General features: G+C 68.7%; 23 protein-coding genes. 8 read left to right on the top strand and 15 right to left on the bottom strand.

Annotated elements, in window-relative coordinates; translation table 11 throughout:
• Positions 1-6: 6 nt before the first annotated feature.
• Together ACVWZN_RS11355 and ACVWZN_RS11350 are read right to left on the bottom strand one after the other, a co-directional pair.
• Positions 7-903 (bottom strand): hypothetical protein, encoded by an 897-nt coding sequence (locus tag ACVWZN_RS11355; RefSeq protein ID WP_456953901.1) that lies wholly within the window; start codon positions 901-903, stop codon positions 7-9.
• 269 nt (positions 904-1,172) lie between these two features.
• The gene (locus tag ACVWZN_RS11350; protein ID WP_456953900.1) at positions 1,173-3,383 is read right to left on the bottom strand and encodes a primosomal protein N'; all 2,211 of its coding nucleotides are present in this window, start codon (positions 3,381-3,383) and stop codon (positions 1,173-1,175) included.
• 444 nt (positions 3,384-3,827) lie between these two features.
• On the opposite strand from ACVWZN_RS11350, the gene ACVWZN_RS11345 reads away from it, so the two are divergent.
• A complete protein-coding gene (locus ACVWZN_RS11345) occupies positions 3,828-4,736 on the top strand; it encodes a hypothetical protein (protein WP_456953899.1) in 909 nt (302 codons plus the stop codon).
• Positions 4,726-5,352 carry a DUF3106 domain-containing protein gene (locus ACVWZN_RS11340; protein WP_456953898.1) on the top strand — a complete coding sequence of 209 codons (627 nt, stop codon included), beginning with the start codon at positions 4,726-4,728 and terminating at the stop codon, positions 5,350-5,352. The genes ACVWZN_RS11345 and ACVWZN_RS11340 overlap by 11 nt, the downstream gene beginning before the upstream one ends.
• 7 nt (positions 5,353-5,359) lie before the next feature.
• Here the strand turns inward: ACVWZN_RS11340 and ACVWZN_RS11335 are convergent, their stop codons facing one another.
• Together ACVWZN_RS11335 and ACVWZN_RS11330 are read right to left on the bottom strand one after the other, a co-directional pair.
• Complete coding sequence (locus ACVWZN_RS11335) at positions 5,360-5,683, bottom strand: DUF4286 family protein (protein WP_155914075.1); 324 nt, start codon at positions 5,681-5,683, stop codon at positions 5,360-5,362.
• Positions 5,673-6,938, bottom strand: coding sequence for a DUF3667 domain-containing protein (locus ACVWZN_RS11330; protein WP_456953897.1), 1,266 nt, complete (start codon positions 6,936-6,938; stop codon positions 5,673-5,675). The genes ACVWZN_RS11335 and ACVWZN_RS11330 overlap by 11 nt, the downstream gene beginning before the upstream one ends.
• A 136-nt stretch (positions 6,939-7,074) precedes the next feature.
• On the opposite strand from ACVWZN_RS11330, the gene ACVWZN_RS11325 reads away from it, so the two are divergent.
• The 4 genes from ACVWZN_RS11325 to ACVWZN_RS11310 all read left to right on the top strand — a co-directional run bounded on the left by ACVWZN_RS11325 (position 7,075) and on the right by ACVWZN_RS11310 (position 14,085).
• Positions 7,075-8,460, top strand: coding sequence for an MATE family efflux transporter (locus tag ACVWZN_RS11325; protein ID WP_456953896.1), 1,386 nt, complete (start codon positions 7,075-7,077; stop codon positions 8,458-8,460).
• A gap of 70 nt (positions 8,461-8,530) precedes the next feature.
• On the top strand, positions 8,531-10,420 hold the full coding sequence (sppA, locus tag ACVWZN_RS11320; protein ID WP_456953895.1) for a signal peptide peptidase SppA: 1,890 nt from the start codon (positions 8,531-8,533) through the stop codon (positions 10,418-10,420).
• 121 nt (positions 10,421-10,541) lie between these two features.
• On the top strand, positions 10,542-13,538 hold the full coding sequence (locus ACVWZN_RS11315; RefSeq protein ID WP_456953894.1) for an ATP-binding protein: 2,997 nt from the start codon (positions 10,542-10,544) through the stop codon (positions 13,536-13,538).
• Positions 13,539-13,674: 136 nt separating this feature from the next.
• Complete coding sequence (locus ACVWZN_RS11310) at positions 13,675-14,085, top strand: response regulator (protein WP_456953893.1); 411 nt, start codon at positions 13,675-13,677, stop codon at positions 14,083-14,085.
• 19 nt (positions 14,086-14,104) lie between these two features.
• Here the strand turns inward: ACVWZN_RS11310 and ACVWZN_RS11305 are convergent, their stop codons facing one another.
• Positions 14,105-14,335 carry a hypothetical protein gene (locus tag ACVWZN_RS11305; RefSeq protein ID WP_456953892.1) on the bottom strand — a complete coding sequence of 77 codons (231 nt, stop codon included), beginning with the start codon at positions 14,333-14,335 and terminating at the stop codon, positions 14,105-14,107.
• A 67-nt stretch (positions 14,336-14,402) separates the two neighbouring features.
• Between ACVWZN_RS11305 and ACVWZN_RS11300 the strand changes: the two genes are divergently transcribed.
• Positions 14,403-15,182 (top strand): SDR family oxidoreductase, encoded by a 780-nt coding sequence (locus tag ACVWZN_RS11300; RefSeq protein ID WP_456953891.1) that lies wholly within the window; start codon positions 14,403-14,405, stop codon positions 15,180-15,182.
• Positions 15,183-15,266: 84 nt separating this feature from the next.
• On the opposite strand, the gene ACVWZN_RS11295 is transcribed toward ACVWZN_RS11300, so the two are convergent.
• The gene (locus ACVWZN_RS11295) at positions 15,267-15,482 is read right to left on the bottom strand and encodes a KGG domain-containing protein (RefSeq protein WP_027081684.1); all 216 of its coding nucleotides are present in this window, start codon (positions 15,480-15,482) and stop codon (positions 15,267-15,269) included.
• 213 nt (positions 15,483-15,695) lie between these two features.
• Between ACVWZN_RS11295 and ACVWZN_RS11290 the strand changes: the two genes are divergently transcribed.
• Complete coding sequence (locus ACVWZN_RS11290) at positions 15,696-17,792, top strand: transglycosylase domain-containing protein (protein ID WP_456953890.1); 2,097 nt, start codon at positions 15,696-15,698, stop codon at positions 17,790-17,792.
• Between the two features lie 25 nt (positions 17,793-17,817).
• Here the strand turns inward: ACVWZN_RS11290 and ACVWZN_RS11285 are convergent, their stop codons facing one another.
• The 9 genes from ACVWZN_RS11285 to dprA all read right to left on the bottom strand — a co-directional run bounded on the left by ACVWZN_RS11285 (position 17,818) and on the right by dprA (position 26,421).
• On the bottom strand, positions 17,818-18,429 hold the full coding sequence (locus ACVWZN_RS11285; RefSeq protein WP_456953889.1) for a DUF4124 domain-containing protein: 612 nt from the start codon (positions 18,427-18,429) through the stop codon (positions 17,818-17,820).
• The gene (locus ACVWZN_RS11280) at positions 18,426-19,127 is read right to left on the bottom strand and encodes a DUF4124 domain-containing protein (RefSeq protein WP_456953888.1); all 702 of its coding nucleotides are present in this window, start codon (positions 19,125-19,127) and stop codon (positions 18,426-18,428) included. Before ACVWZN_RS11280 ends, ACVWZN_RS11285 begins: the two co-directional genes overlap by 4 nt.
• Positions 19,128-19,204: 77 nt before the next feature.
• Positions 19,205-19,771, bottom strand: a complete 567-nt coding sequence (locus ACVWZN_RS11275; protein WP_456953887.1) for a Sua5/YciO/YrdC/YwlC family protein — start codon at positions 19,769-19,771, stop codon at positions 19,205-19,207.
• On the bottom strand, positions 19,768-20,235 hold the full coding sequence (locus ACVWZN_RS11270) for a hypothetical protein (RefSeq protein ID WP_456953886.1): 468 nt from the start codon (positions 20,233-20,235) through the stop codon (positions 19,768-19,770). Before ACVWZN_RS11270 ends, ACVWZN_RS11275 begins: the two co-directional genes overlap by 4 nt.
• A 4-nt stretch (positions 20,236-20,239) precedes the next feature.
• Positions 20,240-22,765 carry a DNA topoisomerase I gene (locus ACVWZN_RS11265; RefSeq protein WP_456953885.1) on the bottom strand — a complete coding sequence of 842 codons (2,526 nt, stop codon included), beginning with the start codon at positions 22,763-22,765 and terminating at the stop codon, positions 20,240-20,242.
• Positions 22,766-22,959: 194 nt separating this feature from the next.
• Positions 22,960-23,916 (bottom strand): RDD family protein, encoded by a 957-nt coding sequence (locus ACVWZN_RS11260; RefSeq protein WP_456953884.1) that lies wholly within the window; start codon positions 23,914-23,916, stop codon positions 22,960-22,962.
• Positions 23,913-24,680, bottom strand: coding sequence for a GYF domain-containing protein (locus ACVWZN_RS11255; protein ID WP_456953883.1), 768 nt, complete (start codon positions 24,678-24,680; stop codon positions 23,913-23,915). The genes ACVWZN_RS11260 and ACVWZN_RS11255 overlap by 4 nt, the downstream gene beginning before the upstream one ends.
• Positions 24,681-24,722: 42 nt before the next feature.
• Positions 24,723-25,211 carry a DUF494 family protein gene (locus tag ACVWZN_RS11250; RefSeq protein WP_456953882.1) on the bottom strand — a complete coding sequence of 163 codons (489 nt, stop codon included), beginning with the start codon at positions 25,209-25,211 and terminating at the stop codon, positions 24,723-24,725.
• A gap of 85 nt (positions 25,212-25,296) precedes the next feature.
• Positions 25,297-26,421: a DNA-processing protein DprA gene (gene dprA, locus ACVWZN_RS11245; RefSeq protein WP_456953881.1), complete on the bottom strand. Its 1,125-nt coding sequence runs from the start codon at positions 26,419-26,421 to the stop codon at positions 25,297-25,299.
• Positions 26,422-26,467: the final 46 nt, after the last annotated feature.

Here is a 26,467-nt window from a genome sequence, read left to right as displayed (position 1 = left end):
TTGCAGTCAGAAAAGAGGGAGCCGGACATCGAACGGATGCGCATCGTCTTCGGCCCCGCGTCGCCATGAGCCGGCGACCTCGAGGGCGTCGGACGAGATGCGGAAGTGGGCATTGCCCGCATCCGCCCACACGCTGGCGCCGTCCGGTACACCCGATATCGCAGGCAGGTCGTGCATCGCAACGATTGCACCGGCATTCGACATCCGGACGACGGACAGCAGCGTCTGGCTGGTCGATTGCGGCGCCTGGGTATCCGTGGCGATCAGCACGTAGCATCGATCGGCCGAGCACGCACAGTGCGTGGCGCGGTTCTGGTAGAAGTCGGGACCATGCGGAACAGCTGCGGTCCACTTCGGCGTCGTCGTGCCGGGGTCAAACGCAGCCACGACAGCCGATTGCTGGCCGATATCGTCGAGTCTGGCACCCACAACACAGGTAAGCGCAGGGCCTTGTGCAATCCCGTTGACGGTGACGTCCGGTAGCGCGTGTTCGTACGTCGCAAGAGGCGGGGCATCGCTCGTATCGGGCAGACCCATGTCATAGGTGTCGACCGCGTCGGCGTTGATCCAGCCAGATGCGCAGCCGGCGGAATAAGCGCCGCCGCGGACCTCGCATGCTTCTCGGGGTTTTGCGGCAGACCACTTCACGGCGGCTTCGGGCGAGGTACACCGATGTGCGCATGCGGCGACCGTGGAGGCATCCACTGCCGTGACATAGAGTAGGCGATCGCCTCCGTTGCGCGGTTCTGCCACGTAGTGGATGCACAGCATCTGCCCCTTCGATGCGGTGGCGACGGCGGCCTGACGCGGTCCAGGCAACAGGCGCTCGAGCAGGGCAACCGATCGGGTCACGCTGCCCAGTGATGCCGTGTCGCGATTGCAATCGGCGAGGTTGCCCGACACCTCATAATCCTGCGCTGTGCACGTTGTGGCCCAACCCTTTCGCGGCCGAGCGCACGTGAGACCGACAAGCGGATCGGCGGGTGCTGCTCGAACCGCGGCTGCCGCATTGGGGGCCGTCGTGCCGGACGCCGCTCCAGGCGCCGTTGCAGGCTGCTTACAACCCGCGAGCCAAAACGTCGATGCCGCCATCGCGGTCAACAGAAACGCTGAGCGCATGAGAGTCCTTTCTCGAATGTGGCGCGCAGGCTACCGCGAGCGCGCGCCAGACGCTAATACAGGTCCACCGGATCCACATCCAGCGACCACCGCACCTTGCGCGCTTCCGGCAGTTCGCGGATCGCGGGCAATGCGGCGTCGAGCGCGGCGTGCAATGCCGGGCGCGCATTGGACGAGACGACGAGTTGCGCGCGCTGGTAGCCGGCGCGACGTGGCATCGGCGCGGGCAGCGGGCCTTGCGTGATAAGTACGCCGCCGGCCGACGACGCTTCTAGATGGCCGCGCACCTGCGCGAGGAATGCGTTCGCGATGTCCATCTCGCGCGCTTCGGCGCGAAACATCGCCATGTGGGCGAACGGCGGGAATTGCGCGTCTTCGCGCAACGCGAGTTCTTCGTTCGCGAACAGCGGATAGCCGCCGGTGAGCAGCGTGTGCAGCAGCGGATGCTCGGGATGGTGCGTCTGCAGCAGCACTTCGCCCGCCTTGTCGGCGCGGCCTGCACGTCCGGCGACCTGCACCAGCAACTGCGCAAGTTTTTCCGGCGCGCGGAAGTCCGCGGAGAACAGGCCTTCGTCGATGCCGACGACCGCGACCAGCGTCAGGCCCGGAAGGTCGTGGCCCTTCGCAAGCATCTGCGTGCCGATGAGAATACCGGGGCCGTCGCCCAGTGTTTCGAGATGGCCGGCAAGCGCGTCGCGATTGCGCGTGGTGCCTTTGTCGATGCGCACGACGGGCACCTGCGGGAAACGCGCGGCCAGCGTTTCCTCGAGTTTCTCGGTGCCCGCGCCCTGCGGTTGCAATGCGAGCCCGCCGCAGGCCGGACATGCGTCCGGCGAACGTTTCGACGCGCCGCAGTGATGGCACTGCAGGCGACGACCCTTCGCGTGCACGGTCATGGATGCATCGCAACGCGGACACTCCGCGGTCCAGCCGCAGTCGTGGCAGAGCAGCACGGGTGCGTAGCCGCGTCGGTTCTTGAACACCAGCGCCTGGCCGCCGGCTTCGAGCGTGCGTGACAGCGTGTCGATGAGTTCGTTCGACAGGCCGGCATCGAGCGCCCGCTTGCGCACGTCGATAACGCGCACGGCGGGCGGTTTCGCTACGCCTGCACGATGTCGCAACGGCAGGTGCGTGTAGCGGCCGGTGCGCGCGTTGCGCAGCGATTCCATTGACGGCGTCGCGCTGCCGAGCACGACCGGCACGCCGAGCGCGTGGCCGCGATACAGAGCGAAGTCGCGTGCGTGGTAGCGGATGCCGTCGAGCTGCTTGTAGCTGCCGTCGTGTTCTTCATCGACGACGATGAGGCCGGCATCGGGCAGCGGCAGGAATACCGCGCTGCGCGTGCCGACGACGACGCGCGCCTGCCCGCGCAGGCATGCGGCCCACGTGCGTGCGCGATCGCCGTCGGACAGGCCCGAGTGCAGCGCGTACACCGGCACGCCGAGGCGCGCACGGAAGCGCGCTAGCGTCTGCGGCGTCAGGCCGATCTCGGGCACCAACACCAGCGCCTGCTTGCCGCGCGCGAGGCAGTCGGCGATCGCGTGCAGGTAGACCTCGGTCTTGCCGCTGCCGGTGATGCCGTCGAGCAGGAAGGCGTTGAATGCATCGCGCGAATCGAGGATCGCGTCGATCGCGAGGCGTTGTTCGTCATTGGGTTCGGGACCGGGACGCGCTGGCGTGGTCGCGGGCGTCATCACCACGGATTCGACGAGGCCGCGGCCGTCGAGGCTGCGCAGCGCGGCGCGCCAGTCGTCGAACAGGCTGTCGAGTTCGTCCTCTGCGATTGGGCCGTCGGCCAGGCGTTCGGCGAGGCGGCGCGGGCGACCGGGGCGGAGACGGGGCAGCGTTTCGGTACCGGCGGCGCTCAGGCGCCAGCCGATGCGATCGGTGGGTGGCGGCGGCTCGCCGTGGCGGAGCAGCGTCGGCAGGGCGGTGGCCACGACCTCGCCGAACGGCTCGTGCGTGTAGTGCGCCAGCCAGCGCAGCGAATCCCAAAGTTCGCCGGCGAGCAGCGGTTGGGCGTCGAGGCGTTCGAGCGCCGGCTTGAGCTCGGCGCCATCGCCGTCGGCCGGGCCGACCGCCGCGATGACACCGACCCGTTCGCGCGTCCCGAACGGCACGCGGACCCGGCAACCGACCACGTCGCCGGTGTCGCCCTCGACCGGCCGGTAGTCGAACAGGCGGGCCAGCGGCAGGCCGCCGATCGCGACCTTCCACACCGGATCGATGGCCTGTTCAGCGCGGTTGGAGGGGGAAGCGGGCATCGGGTGAAGTCTAGGGGCGGCGGCGGTCCGGACGGGCGCCGAGCTTGGACCGCATTGCTCGCGCCGTGGTGATGAATCGAACGTAAGTCCGCGTCCGTATTGAAGATCGGCCCTTATCCACATCGGATGTGGATAAGTCTGTGAATGGACTGTCGGCCGATGTGCGCGAGCCCGTAAAGACGGGCAGCGGCCGTGGGTTGGCTAAAAAATCGCCATGCCGGATATTTCCAGCGCGATCAATCAGTTAGGCGTGAAACACGATTGTCATGCTGCCTGCGAAACGTCGCAAAAGCTGCGAATGACGGCCAGATGACGGCTGTGCACAACGCATTCGGCCGTGGAACCGCGTCACATAAGGGTGGAGCCGTGAAGAACCGTCCTGTCAAGCACCCGCGCTCGCCGATCCGGCGGGTGCCGACGGACGCGACGGCTATCATCCCGGCCATGTCGTTTCCCGCTTCGGCGCCTGCCCCGGCGCTCGCCCAGCCCGCCGCGCTGGCCGCCTTCCTTCGCGGCGTCGACCGCCGCGCCGCCGTCCTCGCCGAGCTGCAGACCGGTGCGCCGACGGTGGGCGACGCCGCGCTGACGCGCGCCATGGCGATCTTCCGCGAGGCCGCCCTCGAGTCGCCGATGGCCGACTGGCCGCGCCTGTTCTGGACGCTGCTGCTGCGCCAGCCGGCGCTGCGCAATGCGCGGGATGTCCATATCGACGGATTGCCGACGGCATCCGCCGCCGTGCGCTCGGCGCTGCTGCTGCGCCTCGCCGCCGGGCTCGACGAAGCCGCGGCCGCCGATGTACTCGGCGTCACCGTCGACCAGCTGCGCACCGCGGTGATCCGCGCGCTGCCGACGCTGCCCGACGGGGCGCCCGACGCCAGCGCCTGGACGCAGCTGCAGCGCAACGTGCAGCAACGCATCCGCGATCTGCCGGCATCGCGTGCATTGCAGCTGGCACGCATGCGAGAGGGCGCGCTGGCCGGTCCGGCCGAACGCTTCTTCCCGCAGCGTCCCGATCGCCGGCCGCGATGGATTGCCGCGGTGGTGGTCGTCGCGCTGCTCGCGTTCTTCGGCCTGCGCTGGTTCAACGGCGCGCGCGATGGCGAGGTGCGCATCGCCGCACTGCCGCCGGCCGGTGAGCCCGCAAGCCGTTACGAGCACGACTCCGGGCTGATCGCCCACCCCGACTTCGAACAGCTGGCCGACCCCGACGGCGCACGCCTCGCGCAGGACGCCGCGTTCCTGAGCTGGATGGTCGGTCACGTCGATCGACCGACGACCGACGCGCCCGCCACCAACGATGCACCCAACGCAGCCGATGCGCCCGAAACCAGCGAGGCGACCGATGCGCCGTAAAGCTCTCGCACTCGTCGCCCTGTGCATCGCCGGCTGGGCAAGTGCGCAGGCGCTGCCCGATGACCTGCAGGACGTCGCCGCGGTGCTGCAACCGCTGCAGCGCGCCGCGCTCCAAGCGCACGCGCGCATCTGGTCGACGTGGACGACTTCGCAGCAAGCCGCGTTCAAGCAACGCGCGGATGCATGGGATCGCCTGCCGCTGACTGAGCGCGAGGAGCGCCGCGCCGACTGGCAGGCGTGGCGCCAATTGCCGCAGGACGATCAGGCCCGCGTGCGCGCGGCCGCCGCGCAGTACGCCGCGCTCGATCCTGTGACGCGACAGGCACTGCACACGCAGTTCGATGCGCTCGATGCGAGCGAGCGCCATGGCTGGCGACTCGGGCCGTCGCTCGGCGTCGTCTATCCGCGCCTCCAACCGTTGCTGGCACAGATGCCGGCCGGTGACGCGCCCGAGCTTTTACGCACGTTGCGCGCGATGACGCCGGACGAACGCGAGCAACTCGCGGTGCTGGTGCAGCGCACGCCACCGCAGGCGCGCGAAGCCCTGCGTCGCGAACTGGTGTCGACCGCGGACAGCAATCGCGCGGCGTGGTTGATGCAGCGCCTGGAGCGCTGAGCCGCGATCAGGCGATGTAGTCGAGCGGTCGCATGACGCGACGCTGCGTGCGCACGCGATCGCCGAAGCGCGCGAGCCCGTCGGCGCGCAGTCGCGGTGCGTGTTCGCGGAGATACGCATCGAGCGCATCCGCATCGGTCAGCCGGTAACGCATGCAGACGCGCATGCGGTCGGGATCGTCAGGGTCGAGCACTTCGTCGACATCCGCACCGGTGAAGCCCGGCAGCGCCAGGATCTCCGCGACATGCGGGCCCAGCCAGTCGAGGTACTGCGTGCGCAGGTCGGCGTCGACGTCGGCGGTGACTTCGTAGGTGAGCATGTCAGTGCGCACTGGTCAGCCCCGCGAACGCCACGTAGATCGACGCCAGCATGATCAGGAACTGGTACAGGAACGCGACGACCAGGTACTTGCCGATCGTGATCGCCCAGTGCTGGCCGTAAACGCGGCGCTGCATCAGCAGCAGGTAGACACCGGCCCACAGCCACAGCAGCAACGTGAGTGGCACGGTGATCGCCGCCGACAGTGGGCACAGCGCAAGCACGAAGCTCGCGAACAGCGTGAGCAGCAGGAACGCATGGCTGTACAGCGCGACGACCAGATGCTCGAGATACGTGCGGCGCGTGCCGATGTAGAGCACTTTCAGCATCAACGCGAACAGCGGAAGCATCAGGAACAGTGCGGACGGCACCGCGGCCAGCATCAACTGGAAGACGAACGTGCCGTTGTGCTGCATGCGGTCGACGTTGTCGGCGAAGTTCGCGATGCGATGGTTGAACCAGCGATCGCCGAAGTCCGGCAGCCAAGGCACGTCGACCGGATTGGTCTTCGCATCCCACGGCAGTTTCGGATCGCGCAGCTTCGCGCCGTTGATGCCGCGAACCATCTTGTCCATCGACTCGCGCGTGTCGTCGCCATCGCCGTCGTCGTCGGCTTCGTTGCCGGGTTTGGCGGCGGCCTTCGCGGACTTGTCGCCCGGCGATATACCGAACGACACGCCCTTCGGCGGCACCGGCGGCGTAACCACCGCGGGCCCGGCGGCGTGGCGCAATTCGGCAATGCGTGCCGCGGCTTGCGCACGCACTTCGGCTTCGGACTTGTCCATGGCGACGCCCACGAACGGCACGTCCTTGCCCTTGGCACGTGCCGTCGCGATGCCGGTGAGCGCGTCGTCGAGCTTCTTCTGCACCTCGGCTTCGGTCGTTGCGTTCGCGAACGTCGAATCGCCCGTGCCGGTGTCGACGACGTGGATGTTGGTCTTGCCGGTCGACGTATCGCCATCGTCGCTGACGGTCAAACGTCCGACGAAGAAGGTGATGACGACCAGCACCAGGAACACGCGCAGCGGTGGGATGTAACGCACGCGCTGGCCGCTGAGGTAATTGCAGGCGACGCGGCCGGGCACGAACAGGTCGCGGAACGTGCGGAACGCGCGGCCGTCGAGATGCCAGAACGATTCGAACACTTCTTCCAGCGCGTGGGAGAAGCTGCTCAGCGGGTTGTGCGCGTTCTGTCCGCAGGCATGGCAGTAATGACCCTGCAGGATCGTCCCGCAGTTTTCGCAGGCGGTGGTTGCTTCAGCGTGCATCGCGGTCCCCTCGCGGCTCGGCGCGCATTGCAGCACGCGCAGCGGGTTTGTGCGACCGGTCGATCGTCATAAGGCCCGCGACGGTAGCGATCGACGCCGCCGCGGCCTACGATGGCCCGCCGCGTCCGAGCCCATCGTGTCCGCGCCTGCACGCTTCCCGCACGAGATCCGCCGCACCGCGACGCTCGCCGCGCCGCTCGTCGCCGGGCATGTCTCGACCGGCCTGATCGGTTTCGTCGACAGCAGCATCGCCGGCCAGCACGGCACGTCGACGCTGGCATCAGTCGCTGTGGGCACTGCCCTGTTCTGGCTGCCGATGATGGTGCCGATGGGCACGCTGATGTCGATGCCGCCATCGGTGTCGCATCTCGATGGCGCGGGCCGGCGCAGCGAGATCGGCGCGCTGTTCCGCCAGTCGCTGTGGCTCGCGTTCGGCCTCGGCCTGTTGATGTTCGTGTTCCTGACCCTCGCGCCGCGCGCGCTCGCACCGTTCGGCATCGCGCCCGACATCGTTCCGGGCGCGACCGCCTTCATGCACGGCATCCGCTGGGGCGTGCCGGCACTGACCTGTTACCTCGCGATGCGTTACCTCGCCGAAGGCCTGCACTGGACGCTGCCGACGATGGTGCTCGGCGGTGGCGGTCTCGTCGTGCTGGTGCCGCTGGGTTACGTGCTGACCTTCGGTGCGTTCGGCCTGCCGGAACTCGGCGCGGGCGGGCTCGGCATCGCGTCGTCGGTGATGATGTGGATGCAGGCGCTGAGCTTCGCCGCAGTGCACGCCAAAGCGCCGCGCATGCGCGACATCCGCGTGTTCGGTCGCTTCGATGCGCCGCACTGGCCGACCATCCGCGGGCTGCTCGCGACCGGCCTGCCGATCGGCGTCACCGTGCTGATGGAAGGCGGCTTGTTCATCGCCACCGCGCTGCTGGTGGCGCGACTCGGTCCGGTGCCGGCGGCCGCGCACCAGATCGCGATCAATGTCGCCAGCCTGTGCTTCATGGTGCCGCTCGCGGTGGCCGAAGCCACGACCGTGCGCGTCGGGCATGCACTGGGACGTGGCGATGCCGCGGGCCTGCGCCGCGCCGCGCTCGCCGGCTACGTGATCGTGCTGGCGACGCAGGCGATCTCCGCGTGCCTATTGCTGGCGGGCAACCACGCGGTGGTGCGGCTGTACACGCACGACGCTCAGGTCGCGACGCTCGCGGCCTCGTTGCTGCTCTACGCCGCGGCGTTCCAGTTCCCCGACGGCGTGCAGGTGCTGTCGGCCGGTGCGTTGCGCGGGCTCAAGGACACGCGCGTACCGATGGGCCTGGCCGCCTTCGCGTACTGGGGCATCGGCATGCCGCTAGGGGCGACGCTGGGCCTCGGGCTGCTCGGCAATCGGGCCTGGGGGCCGCAAGGCATGTGGACCGGGCTGATCGCCGGGCTCACCGTCGCCGCCATCCTGCTGTGCAGCCGCTTCGCGCGGTCCAGCAGGCCCGAGCGCGTGGCCCGGCTGGCGGCAGCCGAAACGGCCCGGTGACCTCTGGGGCATGACCGCCGCGGCCCGGCCCGGTACCCTGTCACTGCAATCTTTCCGAGACAAATCCCCGATGAACTCCACCCGTCGCGGCCCCATCGCGAGCGTTTTCGTCGGCCTGTGGGACGTGATGAATTTCACGCGCCGGCTGATCGTCAACATCGTCTTCTTCGGCCTGCTGCTTCTGTTCGCGCTGCTGTTCATCGCATCGCTCGCCGGCGGCAACGCGCATCCGCTGCTGCCGCGCACGACGCTGGTGATCGCGCCGCAAGGCAACCTCGTCGAGCAGTTCACCAGCGATCCGGTGAGCCGGCAGTTCGCCCGCAGCATGGGCGGGCACAGCGAAGAGCTGCAGCTGCGCGACGTGCTGCGTGCACTCGATTCGGCGCAGCGCGACAAGAACATCGAACGCGTGTTCCTGCATGTCGACGACCTGCAGGGCGGCGGCATGGCCTCGCTGCGCGAAGTCGCCGCGGCCATCGCGCGCCTGCGCGCCAGCGGCAAGCAGGTGGTCGCGTTCTCCGAACAGATGGACCAGAAGCAGTACCTGCTCGCCGCGCAGGCGAACGAGGTCTACCTCGACCCGATGGGGCAGGTGACGCTCGAAGGCCTGTCGCGATACCGCCAGTTCTTCCGCGAAGGCCTGCAGGACAAGCTCGGCATCGACGTGCACCTGTTCAAGGTCGGCACGTACAAGTCGGCGGCGGAGCCGTACATCCTCGATGCCGCGTCGCCGGCGTCGAAGGAAGCCGACCTGTTCTGGATGAACGACGTGTGGCAGCGCTACCTCGGCGACATCGCCACCGCGCGCAAGCTCACCGTCGCGCAGCTCACCGACGACGTGAACAACCTGCCGCAGGGCGTGCTCGCGGTGCAGGGCGACATGGCGCAACTCGCGCTCAACCAGCACCTGGTCGATGGCCTGAAGACGCGCCAGGAAGTGTGGGACATGCTGCGCAAGCGCGGCGTGGCCGACGACGACGCGACCGGCGGCTTCCGTCGCATCGACCTCGACGATTACGTCGCGCACCTCGACAAGGGCATTGAAGGCGTGGTGCCGGACAAGCACGTCGCGGTGGTGGTGGCCGAAGGCGAGATCACCGGTGGCGACGCGCCTCCGGGCAAGGTCGGTGGCGATTCCACCAGCGAGCTGCTGCGCCAGGCGCATGACGACGACAACGTCGCCGCCGTGGTGCTGCGCGTGAATTCGCCCGGTGGCGAAGTGTTCGCGTCCGAGCAGATCCGCCGCGAAGTCGCGCGCCTGAAGGACGCCGGCAAGCCGGTCGTGGTGTCGATGGGTGATGTCGCAGCGTCGGGCGGCTACTGGATCAGCATGAATGCCGATCGCATCTATGCCGACCCCTCGACCATCACCGGTTCGATCGGCATCTTCGGCGTCGTGCCGAACTTCGCACGCGCGCTCGACAAGATCGGCGTGCATACCGACGGTGTCGCGACCTCACCGTACGCCGGTGCGTTCGACCTCACGCGTCCGCTGGACCCGCAGGTCGGCAACGTCATCCAGAGCGTGATCGAGAAGGGCTACCGCGACTTCACCGGTCGCGTTGCCAAGGCGCGTGGGCGCACGGTCGAGCAGATCGATGCGATCGCGCAGGGCCGTGTGTGGAGCGGCGCGCAGGGCAAGGAGCGGGGCATCGTCGACGCGATGGGCGGCCTGCAGGACGCACTCGACTACGCGGCCGATCGCGCCAAGCTCGGCAAGCGCGGCGACTACGACGTGCGCTACATCGAGAAGACCGCGACGCCGTTCGAGAAGTTCTTCACCGGACTCGCACAGAGCCGCATCGGCATGGGTCTGTTGCGCGAGTCCGACATGGCGCGCGCGCTGCTGGTCAAGACGGCGCCGCAGGCCGCGCGCGACCTGCAGTTCCTCGAAGCCTCGGCGAACGATCGCGGCGGTGCACCGGTCAAGGCGGTTGCGTACTGCTTCTGCGGGCTCTGATCCGCTGATGCATGGGACGGGGGCGGCTTCGGCCGCCTTCGTCGTTTTCTGGCCCGGCGGCCGCGACGAGGGCTGCACGGCACGCCGCTATAGTGGCGGCCCTCCGTTCGGTCGTCGCCGCATGTCCGATCCGTCCCGCCCGTCGCCCGACGCAGGAACACGCGCGCTGCATAGGCTCGCGTTCCTTGCGCTTGCAGGCGAGCGGCTCGCGGCATCGCTCGACTACGAAACCACGCTGACCGGCCTGGCAGGGCTGACGATTCCGGAGCTGGGCGACTACTGCGTCGTCGACGTGGTCGAAGGCGGAGGCCTGCGACGCGTCGCCGCCGAGCACCTGCGCGACGACAAGCGCGTGCTGATGGACCGGCTCGCCGCGCAGTACTCGAACCCGACGCGCTCGCCGTCCCCCGCCGGCCGCGTGCTCGCCAGCGGACGCACCGAACGCATCGACGTGGTGACGCTCGACGCGCTCGCCAGCCACACACTCGACGCCGACCACCTGCAGCTGATGCGCGACATCGGCGTGCGATCGAGCCTGGCCGTGCCGATGCTCGCGCACGGGCAGGTGATCGGCGTGCTGTCGCTGGGCATCACCGAATCGGATCGTCGCTATGACGACGATGATCAGTTGCTCGCCGAAGAGCTCGCGCGCCGCGCGGCGTTGGCGGTCGAAAATGCGCGCCTGTATCGCGCTGCGCAGGACGAGTTGCAGCGTCGCGAACGTGCCGAGGCCGACCTGCGCCTGTCCGAGCATCGCTTCCGCGCGATCATGGAGCAGTCGCCGCTGTCGACGCAGCGACTCGCGCCGAACGGCCGCACGATCGGCGTCAACACGGCTTGGGAAAAGTTGTGGGGGCTGACGCTCGACGCGTTGGGCGACTACAACATGCTCGAGGACCCGCAGCTCGAGAAGAAGGGCATCGCGCCGCTGCTGCGCCGCGCGTTCTCCGGCACGCCGACGATGCTGCCGACCATCGCGTACGACCCGCACGAAACGTTGCCCTCGGCGAGTACGCATCTCGAAGCCACGCGCTGGGTCAGCGCCTACGCGTATCCCGTGCGCGACGACGACTCGGGCGAGATCCGCGAAGTCGTGCTGGTGCACGACGACGTCACCGATGCACGCCGCGCCGAAGCGCGCTTGCTGCGCAGCGAGGAACGTCTCAACCGCGTGCTGATGGCGGGCGGGCTGGTGACCTGGGACTGGGACCTCGCCAGCGGCCACGTGCAGTGCTCGGCGAATGCGCGCGAATTCTTCGGCACCGACGTCGGCCAGCGTGACGAGTTCATGCGCACGATCCACCCGGAGGATCTGCCCAAGCTCGAAGTTGTATCGCGCGAGGCGATGCGCACCGGCGTGTTCGAGATGCTCGAGTACCGGCTGCGCACCACGCAGGGCCGCGAGCGCTGGGTGCAGACGCGCGGGCAGGTCGAGTTCGACCACGACGGCAACCCCGCACGCATGTTCGGCATCACCGTCGAGGTCACCGAACGCCATCGCGCGGAAGCGGCGACGCGGCTGCTCGCTGACGCCGGCGAAGCCCTAGGTGCGTCGCTCGATTACGCGACCACGCTGGACAACCTCGCGCGCATTGTCGTGCCGCAGGTCGCCGACTGGTTCGCGGTCGACCTGATCACCGAGGCCGGCGAACTCGAGCGAGTGGCCGTGTATCACCCGGATCCCGCGCGCGTCGCGATCGCGAAGGAATTCTTCGAGCGTTATCCGCCGCGCCGCGGCCAGAGCGGTGCGTGGAGCGTGATCGAAACGCGCCGGCCGGAATGGGTCGCCGACCTGCCGGAGCAGTTCATCATCGACAACGCGATCGATGCGGACCAGTCGCGTCTCCTGCTCAGCCTGAAACTGCATTCGTACATCATCGTGCCGCTGATCGCGCGCGACACAGTGATCGGCGTGCTCACGCTGGTGTATGCCGAAAGCGAGCGTCGCTATTACGAAAGTGACGTCGCGTTCGCGACCGACCTGGCGCGACGCGCGGCGACCGCGGTCGACAACGCGCGCCTGCACCTGCAGCTGCAGGACGAGCATCGCCGCAAGGACGAGTTCCTCGCCACGCTCGCGCATGAACTGCGCAATCCGCTGGCGCCGCTGCGCACCGGCCTCGCGCTGATGCAGATGACCGATGACGCGGCCGTCGCGTCGCGCGCACGCGAAGTCATGGAGCGTCAGCTCGGCCACATGGTGCGGCTGATCGACGACCTGCTCGATCTGTCGCGCGTCACCCGCGGCGCGATCGCGTTGCAGCGTCGCATCGTCGAGATCGGCGACGTGCTCGACGTTGCGCTGGAAACCAGCACGTCGCTGATCGATGCCGCGGGGCTCACGCTCGATGTCGATGTCGACGATCCCGAAACGCCGCTGGATGCCGACGACACGCGCCTGGCGCAGGTGCTGACCAACCTGCTCAACAACGCCGCCAAGTTCACCCCGGCGGGCGGCCGCGTCAGCCTGCGCACGCGTCGCGAAGGCGCATGGCTGCGCATCGAGGTGTCGGACACGGGCATCGGTCTCGCGCCGACGCAGATGGAGCACATCTTCGAGATGTTCGCGCGCGGCGAAGGTTCGGAAGAGCAGGGCGGCCTCGGCATCGGCCTGACGCTCGCGCGCCGGCTCGCCGAACTGCACGGCGGCCGCCTGCACGCGGAAAGCGAAGGACCCGGGCGCGGCAGCCGGTTCGTGCTGGAGCTGCCGGTCGCGCAGCACGCGCAGCGCGAGCTCGATGTCATCCCACCGCAACTCTCGCGCGGCGGCCGTCGCGTGCTGGTGGTCGACGACAACGCCGACGCGGCGCTCACGCTCACCGCCTTCCTCGAACTCGACGGCCACGACGTTCGCAGCGCCGGCAGCGGGGTGGCGGCGCTGGAAGTGGTCAGCGATTTCGTGCCCGAGGTCGCGTTCCTCGACATCGGCATGCCCGGCATGAACGGCTACGAGCTTGCCGGGCACCTGCGTGCCGACCCGCGCACCGCGTCGACACGACTAGTCGCGCTCACCGGCTGGGGCCGCGCGGAGGATCGCGAGCGCACACGCGAGGCCGGCTTCGACGCGCACCTCACCAAACCCGTCGACCCCGCTGCGCTGATCCAGTTGCTCGCCTGACCGCATACACCGCACGGACGAGCCTGTTCGCGCGCTGAACGCGAACCGCAGGAACCGCCGCGTTTCACGCGTGCTATGGACGCCGCACCCGACAGTGGCCACGAACCGGCCACGCGCGGTCGCAGTACGTGCCCCCATGGAACCGAGCAGCTCCGGCAAGGCGATTCTGATCGTCGAGGACAACCCCGATATCCGCGACACCTTCCGCACGCTGTTCGAGCTGGAAGGTTTCGACGTGCAGCTCGCCGCCAACGGCGAGGACGCGCTTGCGAGCCTGGATCGCAACGACGCATCGCCGTGCCTGATCCTGCTCGACCTGTCGATGCCGGTAATGGACGGCTGGCAGTTCCTGGACGTGCTGCGCTCACGCGAGCACGGCTCGAACATTCCGGTCGCGGTGCTCAGCGCGAACGTCGATGCAAACGTCTCGCGCGACCTGCGCACGCGCTACGGCTGCCGCGTGCTGCGCAAGCCGGCGTCGGTGGATGCGCTGCTCGGCATGGTCCGCAGCTGCCAGGGCGCATCGGCGGACTCGGCGCTGCAGTGAGCGCCGGTAACGCGTCGGGCTAGTTGCCCGACTCGGCGGCCTGGATCGCGTCATCCTGCGATTTCGCCGCGGCGTCGACGGAGGCCTGCGCACCCTTCGCCTTGTTGATCGGGTCGTCGATCGCGCGCTTGAGATCGTCGTGGCGTGCCGCCGACTGCGGTTCCACCGGCTTGTCCTTGTCGGGCATCTCCGGCTTGGAGCAGGCGGCGAGCAGGGCGAGGGCGGCGACGGCGGCAAACGCTCGGGTCATGACGATCTCCAGCGGACGTGGCGCGTCCGTCGACGGCTATCCTACGCGCCAGCCCGCCGGAGGATGCATGGACGATCGACGCTGGAGACTCGACGGCCGACTCGCGCTGATCACCGGCGGAAGCGCCGGCATCGGCCTCGCCATCGCCCGCGAACTGCTGGGCTTCGGTGCCGACGTGATGCTCGCCGCGCGCGACGGCGATGCACTGGACATCGCACGCAGCGAACTCGCCGACGAGTTTCCCGATCGCCTGATCATGGCGTTCACCGCCGATGTCGGCATCGACGAGCAGCGGCGCGAACTGCTGGACTGGGTGGAGGACCAGGCCGAGGGCCAGCTCGACATCCTGGTCAACAATGCGGGCGGCAACCTCAGCAAGCCGGCGACCGACTACGCCGACGAGGAATGGCGGCAGGTGTTCGAGGTCAACCTGTTCTCGGCGTTCGAACTGTCGCGCTATGCGCATCCGCTGCTGACGCGGCATGCGAGCTCCAGCATCGTCAACGTGGGCAGCGTGTCGGGCCTGACCCATGTGCGCACCGGTGCGCCCTACGGCATGTCCAAGGCCGCGCTGCACCAGATGACGCGCAACCTCGCGATCGAGTGGGCCGACGACGGCGTGCGGGTCAATTCGGTCGCGCCCTGGTACATCCGCACGCGGCGCACCTCGACCAAGCTGTCCGACCCCGACTATCTCGACGACGTGCTGGTGCGAACGCCACTCGGCCGTGTGGGTGAACCGGAGGAAGTGGCCGCGGCGGTCGCGTTCCTGTGCCTGCCCGCGGCCGCGTACATCACCGGCGAATGCATCGCGGTGGATGGCGGCTTCCTGCGCTACGGGTTCTGATCGCGCGACGCCTGCGCCCGCCTCGTCTGCACAAATGAAAAGCGCCCACGTGGGGCGCTTTTCGACCGTGCCAGGAATGCGGTGTTACTGGTTCTCGCGGCCACCCTGCTCGTTCTGGTTGCCACGACGGTTGCCACCGCCGGAGGCTTCGCCGCCCTTGCGACCGATCGCCGCCATGTGTTCGCGGTCCTGGCTGACCGCCTCGCCGCCCTTGCGGGCGATTTCACGCTGTTCGCGTGGGTCCATTGCAGCGAAACCGCGATTGCTGCGGCCGCCGTTGTTGCCGTCATTGTTCGCCATTGCCAAAGCTCCTTGTCTGCGATCTGGGTCGCGTGGGGGGAAAGGGTCTTCGTCTCCAGGCCAACGTCGTCGCAGTCACGACCCCGGCCCGACATCGATCCTAGGCGCACTGCCGTTAGCAGCCGGCTTTGACATGGTGAAAGCACAACTAACGTGATTCAGCTGTTTCAGTGTTCGCGTACAGCGTTGGCGCGGCTCGCTGAGATGCATTCGATGCACGTGCACCTGTCGCGCTCACGTGCGCGGTGGTACACCGTCGACATGCTGAAGATGCCTTTCGACGGTGACGGCGACATGCCCGATCCCGATATCGCGACACCCTCATCGCCTGAAACCCCCGTTCCGTTCCTGCGGCGACGCCTCGTTCGCGCGGCGCTGGTCGTGCTCGCGTTCGTGGTGCTCGCGTTCGCCTGGATCGCATGGCGGCTCCCGCTCGATCGCGCGCTGCAGCCTTTGGCCGATCCCACGCTGGTGCTGCTCGACCGCAACGGCGTGGCCTTTGCGCAGCGTGGCGCGGTGAAGGAACCCCCGGTCGACGCACGCGCCTTGCCGCCGCACGTCACCGGCGCATTCATCGCCATCGAGGACCGGCGCTTCTATCACCACTTCGGCATCGACCCGCGCGGTCTGGCGCGCGCGTTGGTCAGAAACTGGCATGCGGGTGGCGTGCGCCAGGGCGGCAGCACGATCACCCAGCAGCTCGCCAAGACGGCGTTCCTCGAGCCCGACCGCACGATCCGCCGCAAGGTCCGCGAGGCGATGATCGCGGTGTACCTCGAGGCGCGGCTGAGCAAGGCCGAGATCCTGTCGCGCTATCTCAGCTCCATCTATTTCGGTGACGGCGTATACGGGCTGCGCGCCGCGGCCCATCACTACTTCGGCAAGGAGCCGGAGAACCTGTCGATCGGCGAGTCGGCGATGCTGGCCGGGATGGTCAAGGCGCCCAGCGCGCTCGCGCCCACGCACGACCGCAAGGCAGCGCTCAAGCGCATGCGCCTGGTGCTGCAGGCGATGGCCGATGGCGGCGTCATTACCAAATCGCAGGCCCGGGCGGTGCGCGACCCGCGCGTGCTGGCGTCGACCGAGCGCCTCAACGGTGGCACCTGGTTCGCCGACTGGGTGTCGTCGCAGGCCCGCGAGGCGTTCGATGCCGACTACGGCGAGATCCGTGTGCACACCACGCTGGATGCGCGCATGCAGAAGCTTGCCCAGCGCGTGGTCAACCATTGGCTGGCGGGCGAGGGTCGCCGCGTCGGCGCCACGCAGGCGGCGATGGTCGCGATGACGCCGAACGGCGAGGTGCTCGCGCTGGTCGGTGGCCGCGACTACGCGCAGAGCCAGTTCGACCGTGCCACGCAGGCGCGTCGCCAGCCGGGCTCCGCCTTCAAGCTGTTCACTTATTACGCCGCGCTGCGCAGCGGGGCGACGCCGGACACGCTGGTCGACGATGCGCCGATCACGCTGGGCAAGTGGTCGCCGTCCAATTACGACGGCGAGTACTCGGGCGCGATCCCGCTGCGCGATGCGTTCGCGAAATCGAGCAACGTGGCCGCGGTGCGCCTGGTGCAGCAGGTGGGCCCGAGCGCAGTGGTGCAGGCCGCGCGCGACCTCGGCGTGTCGAGCCCGCTGGGCACCGATCCGTCGATCGCGCTCGGCACCTATGAAGTCACGTTGCTCGAGCTGACCTCGGCCTATGCCGCGTTCGCGCAGGGCGCCGCACCGGTCACGCCGCATGGCCTGCCGGGCGCGAGTGTGCCGCCATCGTCGGCGATCGACCCGACATTGCGCGCGGAAATGCTCGACATGCTGTGGCAGGTCGTGGATCGCGGAACCGGTCGCGCGGCGCGCCTCGCGATCCCCACCTTCGGCAAGACCGGCACCACCCAGGAGCATCGCGACGCGCTGTTCGTGGGCATGGCCGGCGACCTGGTGGTGGGTGTCTGGGTCGGCAACGACGACGGCACGCCCATGCGCCGCGTCACCGGCGGCGCGATGCCGGCCCGCATGTGGCACGACTTCATGACCAGCGCGGTGCGCCTGGCGCCGGGCGGCATGCTGCAGCGGCCCCAGATCGCACCGCCGCTGGCGCCGATCAGCGAGCCCGATGACGAAGTCATGGCGGGCGGCGAGGGCGAGGTGCTGCCCGAGCCGATCGACGAGGAGAACCCGGACGACATGACCGCGCCCGAGCCGCCGCCCGGCGATCTGCCGGCACCGCCTGAGGCGGCTCCCCCGGATGACGATGCGACGGAAGCTCCGCCGCTGCCCGCGCCCGAGCCGCCGCCGACGGACGACGACAACGGTCAGTAGCGGGTCGGGAATCAGCGGTCGAACGTCAACGCGCGCAGGCGGTCTTGGCGATCATCGCGTCGACATGCGCGAGCTCGGCGCGGGCCTGGTCGATCTGCTCAGGCGAGAACGTCAGTGCCTGCACCGCGCGCTGGCGGCGTTCGGCCCAGGCGGCGCAGCGATCGGCTTCGGCCACGGCCTCGCAGTGGTCGTCGACGGTCTCGCAGGCTTGGGCATTGGTCGCGCTCACGCCGTCGAGCCCGACCGTATCCAGCGGCGCGCAATGCGAGTTCTGCTCGGCCTCGCTGTAGTAGCGCTGCGCGTCGGACGTCAGGCAGACGAAGATTGGCGGGGCGGGCGCTAGCGGCACGGGCGTCTTTGCGGTGGCGACGGTCGCGTTGGTCGCATCGACCACCGGAGTCGGTGCGATCGGCACCACCGGCGCGACGGGCGCCGGCGCGGGTGCGACCACGGGACGCGGGGTCGAGGTCGGTGTCGCAACCACGCGCTTCTGCTCATGGCTGCCCTTCGGGCACTTCGTGCCATTCTGGATGGTCACCTGGCCGTCGGCGCCGACGCAGCGATAGATCACCACGCTGGGCGCGGCGGCGGCGCTGCCGACCAGCGTTGCAAGCACGAGCGCGAGAACCGGCTTCATCCGCATTCCTCCGAGAGACGGGCATCGAGACTGCGCTGCTCGAGTTCGATCGCGTCACGATCGCCCTGCAGAGCACTGAACCAGCGGCGATCCAGCGTCGCGCGCCGGTCGCGCATCTGCGAGCAGACCTCCGACGGCGGCAGCGAATAGCAGGCGTCGCGGACCCAACTGCCACCGGGCACCGTCGCCATCTCGACCGGAGGCAGGCGACGACCACCGCCCGCCCCGATGACCGCGCCGCCCGGGCGCTGCACCACCACGCCACCACCGTGCGGCGTCGGCCGCGGGAACACGGGCACGCCGACCACCACCGGATAGCCGAACGTCCACAGCGGCACCCAGCGCGGATTCCCTTCCGGGTTTTCGCTGGTGTAGGTCTCGCCGTCCGGCGTCGTGCATTCGTAAAGAGGGCGCGGCGCGCTGCGATAGATCACTTCGTGCGTGATCGCGCCGCCCTGGGTTGGCGGCGGACGTCGCATCACCACCGTTGCGCGCGGCGGAGGGTCGGTCGGCCGGACCATCGTCCGCACTTCCTGATGCTCGCCGGCACGGCAGGGCGAATCGCGCAGCGCGAGGTGGCCGCGCGCATCGGTGCAGCGATAGATGGTGACGCCCGGCGTGCTCGCGGGCGGCGTCGCCGCGCCCGCGGGCGCAGCGGCAAGGGTGATGGATAGAAGGAGCGCGGTGGATCGCGACATCCGCGGATCTTGCACCCGGTGGCGTGAGGCCGCTCGCCACACGGCGGCGCGCGTTCGTACCGATTCAGCCGCGGCGGTCAGTCGCGGATCGCCGCACCCGTGCGCGCGTCGCGGATGGGCGTCGGTGCGTCGCGCCCACCGGTCTCGCCTTCGCAGACGCCGTCCAGGAGCGCGATCAGCGCGCTCGACAGCCCGCTGCGATCGCGCGCAGGTTGCTCGCCGGTGAGGTTGGCGCTGGTCGACACCAGCGGCCCGCCCAGTCGCGTGCACAGCGCGACCACGACCGGATGCGAACTCGCGCGCACCGCGATGGAATCGCGTCCGCCAGTGATCCATGCGGGCGCAGCGGTCGATGCCGGCACCACCCACGTGTGCGGGCCGGGCCAGCTCGCCAGCGCGCGATCGCGCGAATCGCCGTCGAGCGCGGTCCAGTCGACCAGCGCATCGAACTGCGATGCATCCGCGCCGACCACGATCAGTCCTTTCTCGACCGGCCGGCGCTTGATCGCGAGCAGCCGATGCACAGCCTCGCCATCGAACGGAATGCAGCCCAGGCCCCACACGCCTTCCGTGGGATACGCGATGACGCCGCCGCGGATCAGCACGGCAACGGCGGTCGCGATGTTGAGATCCTGCGCGTTCACGACTCGCACCAGTCGAGGTCGCCGCCGTCCTGCCAGAGCACCGATGCGATGCGCCAGCCGGCCTCGGTGCAGACGAGCTGCAACGACTTCGCGCCTTCGCCGTCGATCGCGACGCCGCTGCGAAAACCCTGCTTGCGATAACGCGACAGGCGCGTCGCGATGTCGCCGGCCACGAACGTGCGCGACTGCGTTTCCCATTCGTGGAAGTCGACGAGCGTGCCGTCGGCCAGCCACGCGCGACGCGGCTTAATGAAGTCGTGCAGCGACATCACCGATATCGCATCGGCATCGCGACGCACGATGGTGACGTCAGGAAGAAACACGCGTTCCGGCGTACGCAGCAACGGCGACAGGCCGTCGCGGTTGTCGAACAGCGAATAGAACGCAGCGATGAGCGCATCGATCGCGGCGACCTCGTCCGAGGCCGCCGCGTCGTGGATCAGCGGGCCGGCATCACCGCGCATGCCATCAGAACGGCGCGTCGTCCGCGCCGTCGTCAGGCACCGTAGCCTTTTTCACGACCTTCTTCGCCGCGACTTTCTTGACCGCCGCCTTCTTCGCGACCTTCTTGGTCGCCGACTTCTTTCCGGCGGCCTTCTTCGCGACCTTCTTGGTGGCCTTCTTCGCCGGCGCATCCGTGCTCGCCGTCTTGGCCGCCTTCTTCGCCGCGACCTTCTTCGTCGCCTTCTTAGCGAAGCGCGCGCGCATCGGCTTGCCGGTGGCTTCCAGCATCTGCTGCGCTTCGACCAGGCTCAGCGACGCGGGATCACGATCCTTCGGGATGCGCCCGTTCAACTTGCCGTCGGACAGGTACGGACCGAAGCGCCCGTTGAGCACCTGCACGTCGTAGCCGTCCCACTGTTTGATGATGCGGTTGCGCGCGATCTCTTCCTTCTGATCGATCAGCTCGACCGCGCGCTCGAACGTGATCACGTACGGATCGTCTTCCTTCGCAAGCGAGGCATACACGCTGCCGCGCTTGGCGAACGCACCGAAACGGCCGATGCCGACGCTGACCTTCTCGCCGTTGCTTTCGCCGAGATCGCGCGGCAGGCCGAACAGTTCCAGCGCGTGCTCCAGCGAAATCGAATAGATGCTCTGGCCGGGCTTCAACGATGCGAACTGCGGCTTCTCCTCGTCCTCGCTGGTGCCGATCTGCACGAGCGGGCCGAACTTGCCGATGCGCGCGCTCACCGGACGACCGGTCTTGGGGTCGGTGCCGAGCACGCGCACGGAGCCGGCGTCGGCGCGATCGATGTTGTCCTTCTTGTCGTCGACCAGTTCCTTGAACGACTTCCAGAACCGCTCCATCAGCGGCACCCATTCCTCTTCGCCGCGGCTCACGGCATCGAGCTCGTCTTCGAGCTTGGCGGTGAAGTCGTAGTCGACGTAGCGGGTGAAGTGCGCGGACAGGAACTTCGCCACCGCGCGGCCGACGTCCGTCGGGCGGAAACGGCGGTTGTCGAGTTCGACGTACTTGCGTGCGAGCAACGTGCCGATGATCGACGCATACGTCGACGGCCGGCCGATGCCGTATTCCTCCAGCGCCTTCACCAGCGACGCTTCCGAGAAACGCGGCGGCGGCTCGGTGAAATGCTGGTCGGCAACGACGGCGGCGAGCGGCATGCGATCGCCCGTCTTCATCGCCGGCAGCTTGCGGCCTTCCTCGTCGTCCTCGCTGGTGCGCGTGTCCTTGCCTTCCTCGTAGACGGCGAGGAAACCGGGATCGACCACCGTCGTGCCCGACACGCGGAAGCTGTGCTCGCTGCCAGCGGCGAGATCGACGCTCACCGTGTTGAGCACCGCCGGCACCATCTGCGACGCGACGGCGCGCTTCCAGATCAGTTCGTACAGGCGACGCGCATCGTCCTCGAGATATCTCGCGACCGACGCCGGCGTGCGCAGCGCGGAGCTGGGGCGGATCGCTTCGTGCGCTTCCTGCGCGTTCTTCGACTTGGTCGTGTACGTGTTCGGCTTGTCCGGCACGGCGCGCGTGCCGAAGTCGCGCGCGATCACGTCGCGGATCTCGACGATCGCGTCCTGCGACAGGTTCACCGAGTCGGTACGCATGTACGTGATCAGGCCGACCGTGCCTTCCTCGCCGATTGCCATGCCCTCGTACAGCTTCTGCGCGACCTGCATGGTGCGGCGCGTGGAGAAACCGAGCTTGCGCGCGGCTTCCTGCTGCAGCGTCGAGGTAATGAACGGCGGCGCGGGACGGCGCTTGCGTTCCTTGCTGGTCACGTCGGTGACCTGCAGCATGCCCTGCGCGTCGCGCGAGATGCGGTCGCGCGCGGCGTGCGCATCGGTTTCGTTGGTCAGCGTGAACTGCTCGACCTTCTTGCCGTCGAGGCGGGTGAGCTTGGCGGTGAACGGCTGCGACGGATGTGTCGCCTCGGCTTCGATCGTCCAGTACTCGCGCGCGATGAAGGCTTCGATCTCCTCCTCGCGCTCGACGATCATGCGAAGCGCCGGCGACTGCACGCGGCCCGCGCTCAATCCGCGCTGCACCTTGCGCCACAGCACCGGCGACAGGTTGAAGCCGACGAGGTAGTCGAGCGCGCGACGCGCCTGCTGTGCGTCGACCAGCGGCACCGCGATCGCACGCGGCTTGGTCATCGCTTCCTTGATCGCGCGCGGCGTGATCTCGGTAAACACCACGCGCTCGAGCGAACGGGTCCCGATCAGGCCGCGCTCTTTCAGGATCTCCGCGATGTGCCAGCTGATCGCTTCGCCCTCGCGGTCCGGGTCGGTCGCCAGGAACAGGTGTTCGGCGGACTTGGCGGCCTTGGCGATCGCGTCGACGTGCTTCTCGTTCTTGTCGATCAGCTCGTAGCGCATGGCGAAGCCGTGCTCGGGATCGACCGCGCCCTCTTTCGGGACGAGGTCGCGCACGTGGCCGTACGAGGCGAGGACGGTGAAATCCTTGCCGAGATATTTGTTGATCGTCTTGGCCTTGGCAGGCGACTCGACGATGAGGAGGTTCTTGGCCATGGCGGCGCTCCGTGGGGCGGGCGGCCCGGGGCTCCCGTCGCGCGAGGGTCCGCGCGCCGCGAGAGAATTACGTGAAAAACCGGGGCATCGAAGCGGCGACGCCCGCGGAAATGTCCGCGGGCGCGCCGATTCTCTATATCTAGTGTCATCACGCACCGACCGGGCCTGTCAAGCTCGGTCGGTGGGATGGGGCGTCAGTGGCCGGCGCCGCTCGCCACCGCGGCGATGAATACGCCGATCAGCGCGACATAGCCGATCACCGCCAGAAGCGACAGCGCGATGATGACGATCGCGACCGTGCCGAGCTCGGGCCGCTGACGCTCCGGATGGGCCGTGAACGCCCATTTGTCGACGACCAGCGTGCTGCAGATCATGTCGTGCAGGGCACGCTTGCGGTCGGTGAAGCCGGCGATGATCAGCCCGATGCAGAGCGGAATGCTCGACAGCAGCAGTCCGAAGTAGCGACCGAACCCGCGCCAGAACGAGATGTGCTCACCCTGGTCGTTGGTGACCTTAATGCCGATGGCCATCTTGCCGAGCGACGCCTGGTTCGCCGACGCATGGAAGAACCCGAAGTACGTCGCCGCGATCAGCAGCGGCGTCACGTACATCGCGAGCAGTCCGACGATCCCGCCGGCAGTTCCGAGTGCCTCACCCGGGTTGCGGCTGATCGCCGCCATCCCGCCGAATACGACGCCCGCGACCATCATCTGGACGAAGAAGCCGACGATGCCGACGATGAAACCGTCGATGCAGTACGCCGCATAGCGCTTCCAGAAGCCCGCATACACGACGTCCCCGTCGCGCACGACCTGCGCGTAACCGCCGCCGATTGCCGCCGCCGGAGCCGCGTAGGGCGATGCCGGCGGCGCGACACGCTCGACGATCTCGTACGGATTTCCGCCACCGCCATCCTCGCGCGCGACCGCGAAGGTCGCCTTCGGAGGCGCTGCCGGCATGCCGACCGCGGCCGCACCGGCACCGAGCACTTCGCTCATCACCTCACGCCAAGGCTTCCACTCCGGCATGCCTTCGCGCCAGACCAGCACGTCGGGCGCCAGCTGGCCGCCGGCATGCAACTGCGCAAGGTCGTCAGCTTCCACCGGCCCGAGGCGGTTGCGCTGGCTGTCGCTGTAGTACCAGGTCTTCATGGGCTGGGCTCCGAAGCGGGCTTGCATTGAATGCGGCGATAGCGGGCCGGCAGGTCGCCACCGGTGCAGTCCCACTGCGTCGACGGCGGGGTCGGTTCCGCGTACATGATGGTCTTGCCGTCGAGTTGCGGCTTCGCGTCGCGCAAGGTGATCTCGAACGCGCAACGTCCGTCCTGCAACTGGCCGACGTGCACGTTCGCATCGTCGACGCCTGCTTCGGCGGCGTCCTTCGCGCAGCGGCCGAGACGCTGATGCGCTTCCGCGACACTCGCTTCGATCGCTGGCGCGCGGCTGTCCGCCAGCTGCGCGACCTTCGCCCGGACCGTGTAGTCGTTGTAGGCGGGAAGCGCGATCGCCGCGAGGATTGCGATCATCGGCACCGCGACCACGCCCGCGACGATCAATGCGATCAGGCAGCCCGACATGCCGCGTTTCTGCGGCGGCGCGGCGCGATAACCGGGCGGTGCGGTGCGGCCCGCGTAGGCCGGCGCGTAACCACCCGGTGCGCCGGCAGCCGCGTAAGCGGTGGCGCCGACGCCCGGCACCGGGCCCGGCGGCAACGGCGGCGGGCGGCTGCTGTCCTGTTTGACCGACAGCAGGTCGAGTTCCTCGCCCACGCGATCGAGCGCTTGCCATTCGCGCAGGCCTTCGCGCCAGACCAGCGTATCGAGCTGGATGCGGCGATCGCGATAGCGGTTGCGCAATTCTTCGGCCGAAAGCGGCCCGACGCGACCCTGTCCAGGGTCGTGATAGAACCAATCCAAGGTGTCCCCCAATGAGCGTCGGCCCTCCCCAGGGCCTCGACGCTAATGTACCGGTTCGGGCTCGTCGTCGAACATCTGGGTCTGCATCCAGGCGTACGCCGCCTCGCTGCCGGGCTGGTTGAACAGCACCATCAGCACGACCCATTTCAGATCGTCGAGATCGAGCGCGTCCTGCTCCAGCGCGAGCGCGCGATCGAGCACCAGCTCGCGCTGGCCGGCATCGATCACGCCGTGTTGTTCGAGGAACATCAGGAATCCGCGCGACTCGGCGTCGAGTTTCTCGAGCTCCGGACCGGCATACACGCGCACCGGACCGTTTGCGCGAGCGGGCTGCGCGACGGGGCGCGCACGCGCGAGTTCGTCGAGCCAGTCGAAGGCCTTGTTGATCTCGGCGGGCGTGAACCCGGCCTCGGTCAGTTCGCCGAGCAGCGCGCCGCTCTGCCGGGCATCCGGGTCGTCCGGAAGGGCAGTGTCGGCATCGAGGACGTGTTCGAACAGGTAGAGCAGTACGTCGAGGATGTTTTCTTTCATGTCCCTCGGCCTGCGTCGCCAGGGCGACGCGGTGGGTCCGGAACCCCCGTTGCGCGGGACCCGCAGGGCCGATTCGATCGAGCGGCTAGGCCACCCGGAAGAACCGACCGTGCTGCTGGGCCACGCGACCCTCCAGCTCCATGACGAGCAGCATGGAGGACAGCCGGGAGGGCGTCAATCCAGTGCGTTCGATGAGGCGGTCCATATCTGTGGGGTCGAAACCCAGCGATTTCCACAACAGATCGTGGTCGGAGTTGCCGTTGCCCCAACCGTCGCGGGGCGACGGTTCAGGCTCGGCGACCGCATCCGCGCCGAGCGCGAGGCGATGGGACGCCGCCTGCGCCGCCGCAGCCCCGCCAAGCGCCTCGATCACGTCGTCCGGCGACTGCACCAGCGTCGCGCCGTCGCGGATGAGCCGATGGCAGCCGCGTGCGAGCGGATTGCGGATCGAACCAGGGATGGCGAACACCTCGCGCCCCGCATCCGCGGCAAGGCGCGCGGTGATCATCGCGCCCGAGCGCTCGGCCGCCTCGACGACGACTGTCCCAAGACACAGCGCGGCGAGCAGGCGATTGCGACTCGGGAAATGCTCGCGGCGCGGGCCGGTGCCAGGCAGGTGTTCGCTGAAGAGCGCGCCGTCGCGTTCGATGCGCGCGTGCAGTGACGCATTGCTGCGCGGATAGACGACGTCAGGACCGGTGCCCAGAACCGCGACCGTCGCCCCGCCGACGTCGAGTGCACCCGCATGCGCGGCCGCGTCGATGCCGGCAGCAAGCCCGCTACCGACTACGAAGCCGGCCCGTGCGAAGGCTTTGGCGAAATCGCCGGCGTGTTCGCGCCCGCCCGGCGTCGGCCCGCGACTGCCGACCACCGCGACCGCCGGGCGCCACAGCAGCGCGGGATCGCCCGCGACGAACAGCGCGAGTGGTGGGCTTGCGGCGGTGCGCAGTGCGGGCGGGTAGTCGGCGTCGGTCCAGCCGACGATGCGGTGGTCGGGGCAGGCGAGCCAGATGCGCATCGCCTCGAGCATCGCAGGCGCGGGACGACGCAGCGCGTCCAGCTGCTCTGCGCTGAGGCCGTGGCCCGACCAGTGCCCCGAATGAGCGAGCGCATCAGTCGCGCTGCCCGCCGCCTCGAGAAGGGCACGCCGCGGCGCGAGCGGTCCGCCGGCGGCGACCAGGGTGGCAAGGGCAAGGGCGTCGTCGTGCATCCCGCCAGCGTCGCCCTGAAACGACGACGGCGCCCTAAGGCGCCGT

The sequence above is a fragment of the Lysobacter sp. HA35 genome, from assembly GCF_054061195.1.
The sequence above is the reverse complement of the archived record's forward strand: the minus strand, read 5'-3'. Positions and strand labels throughout refer to the sequence as shown.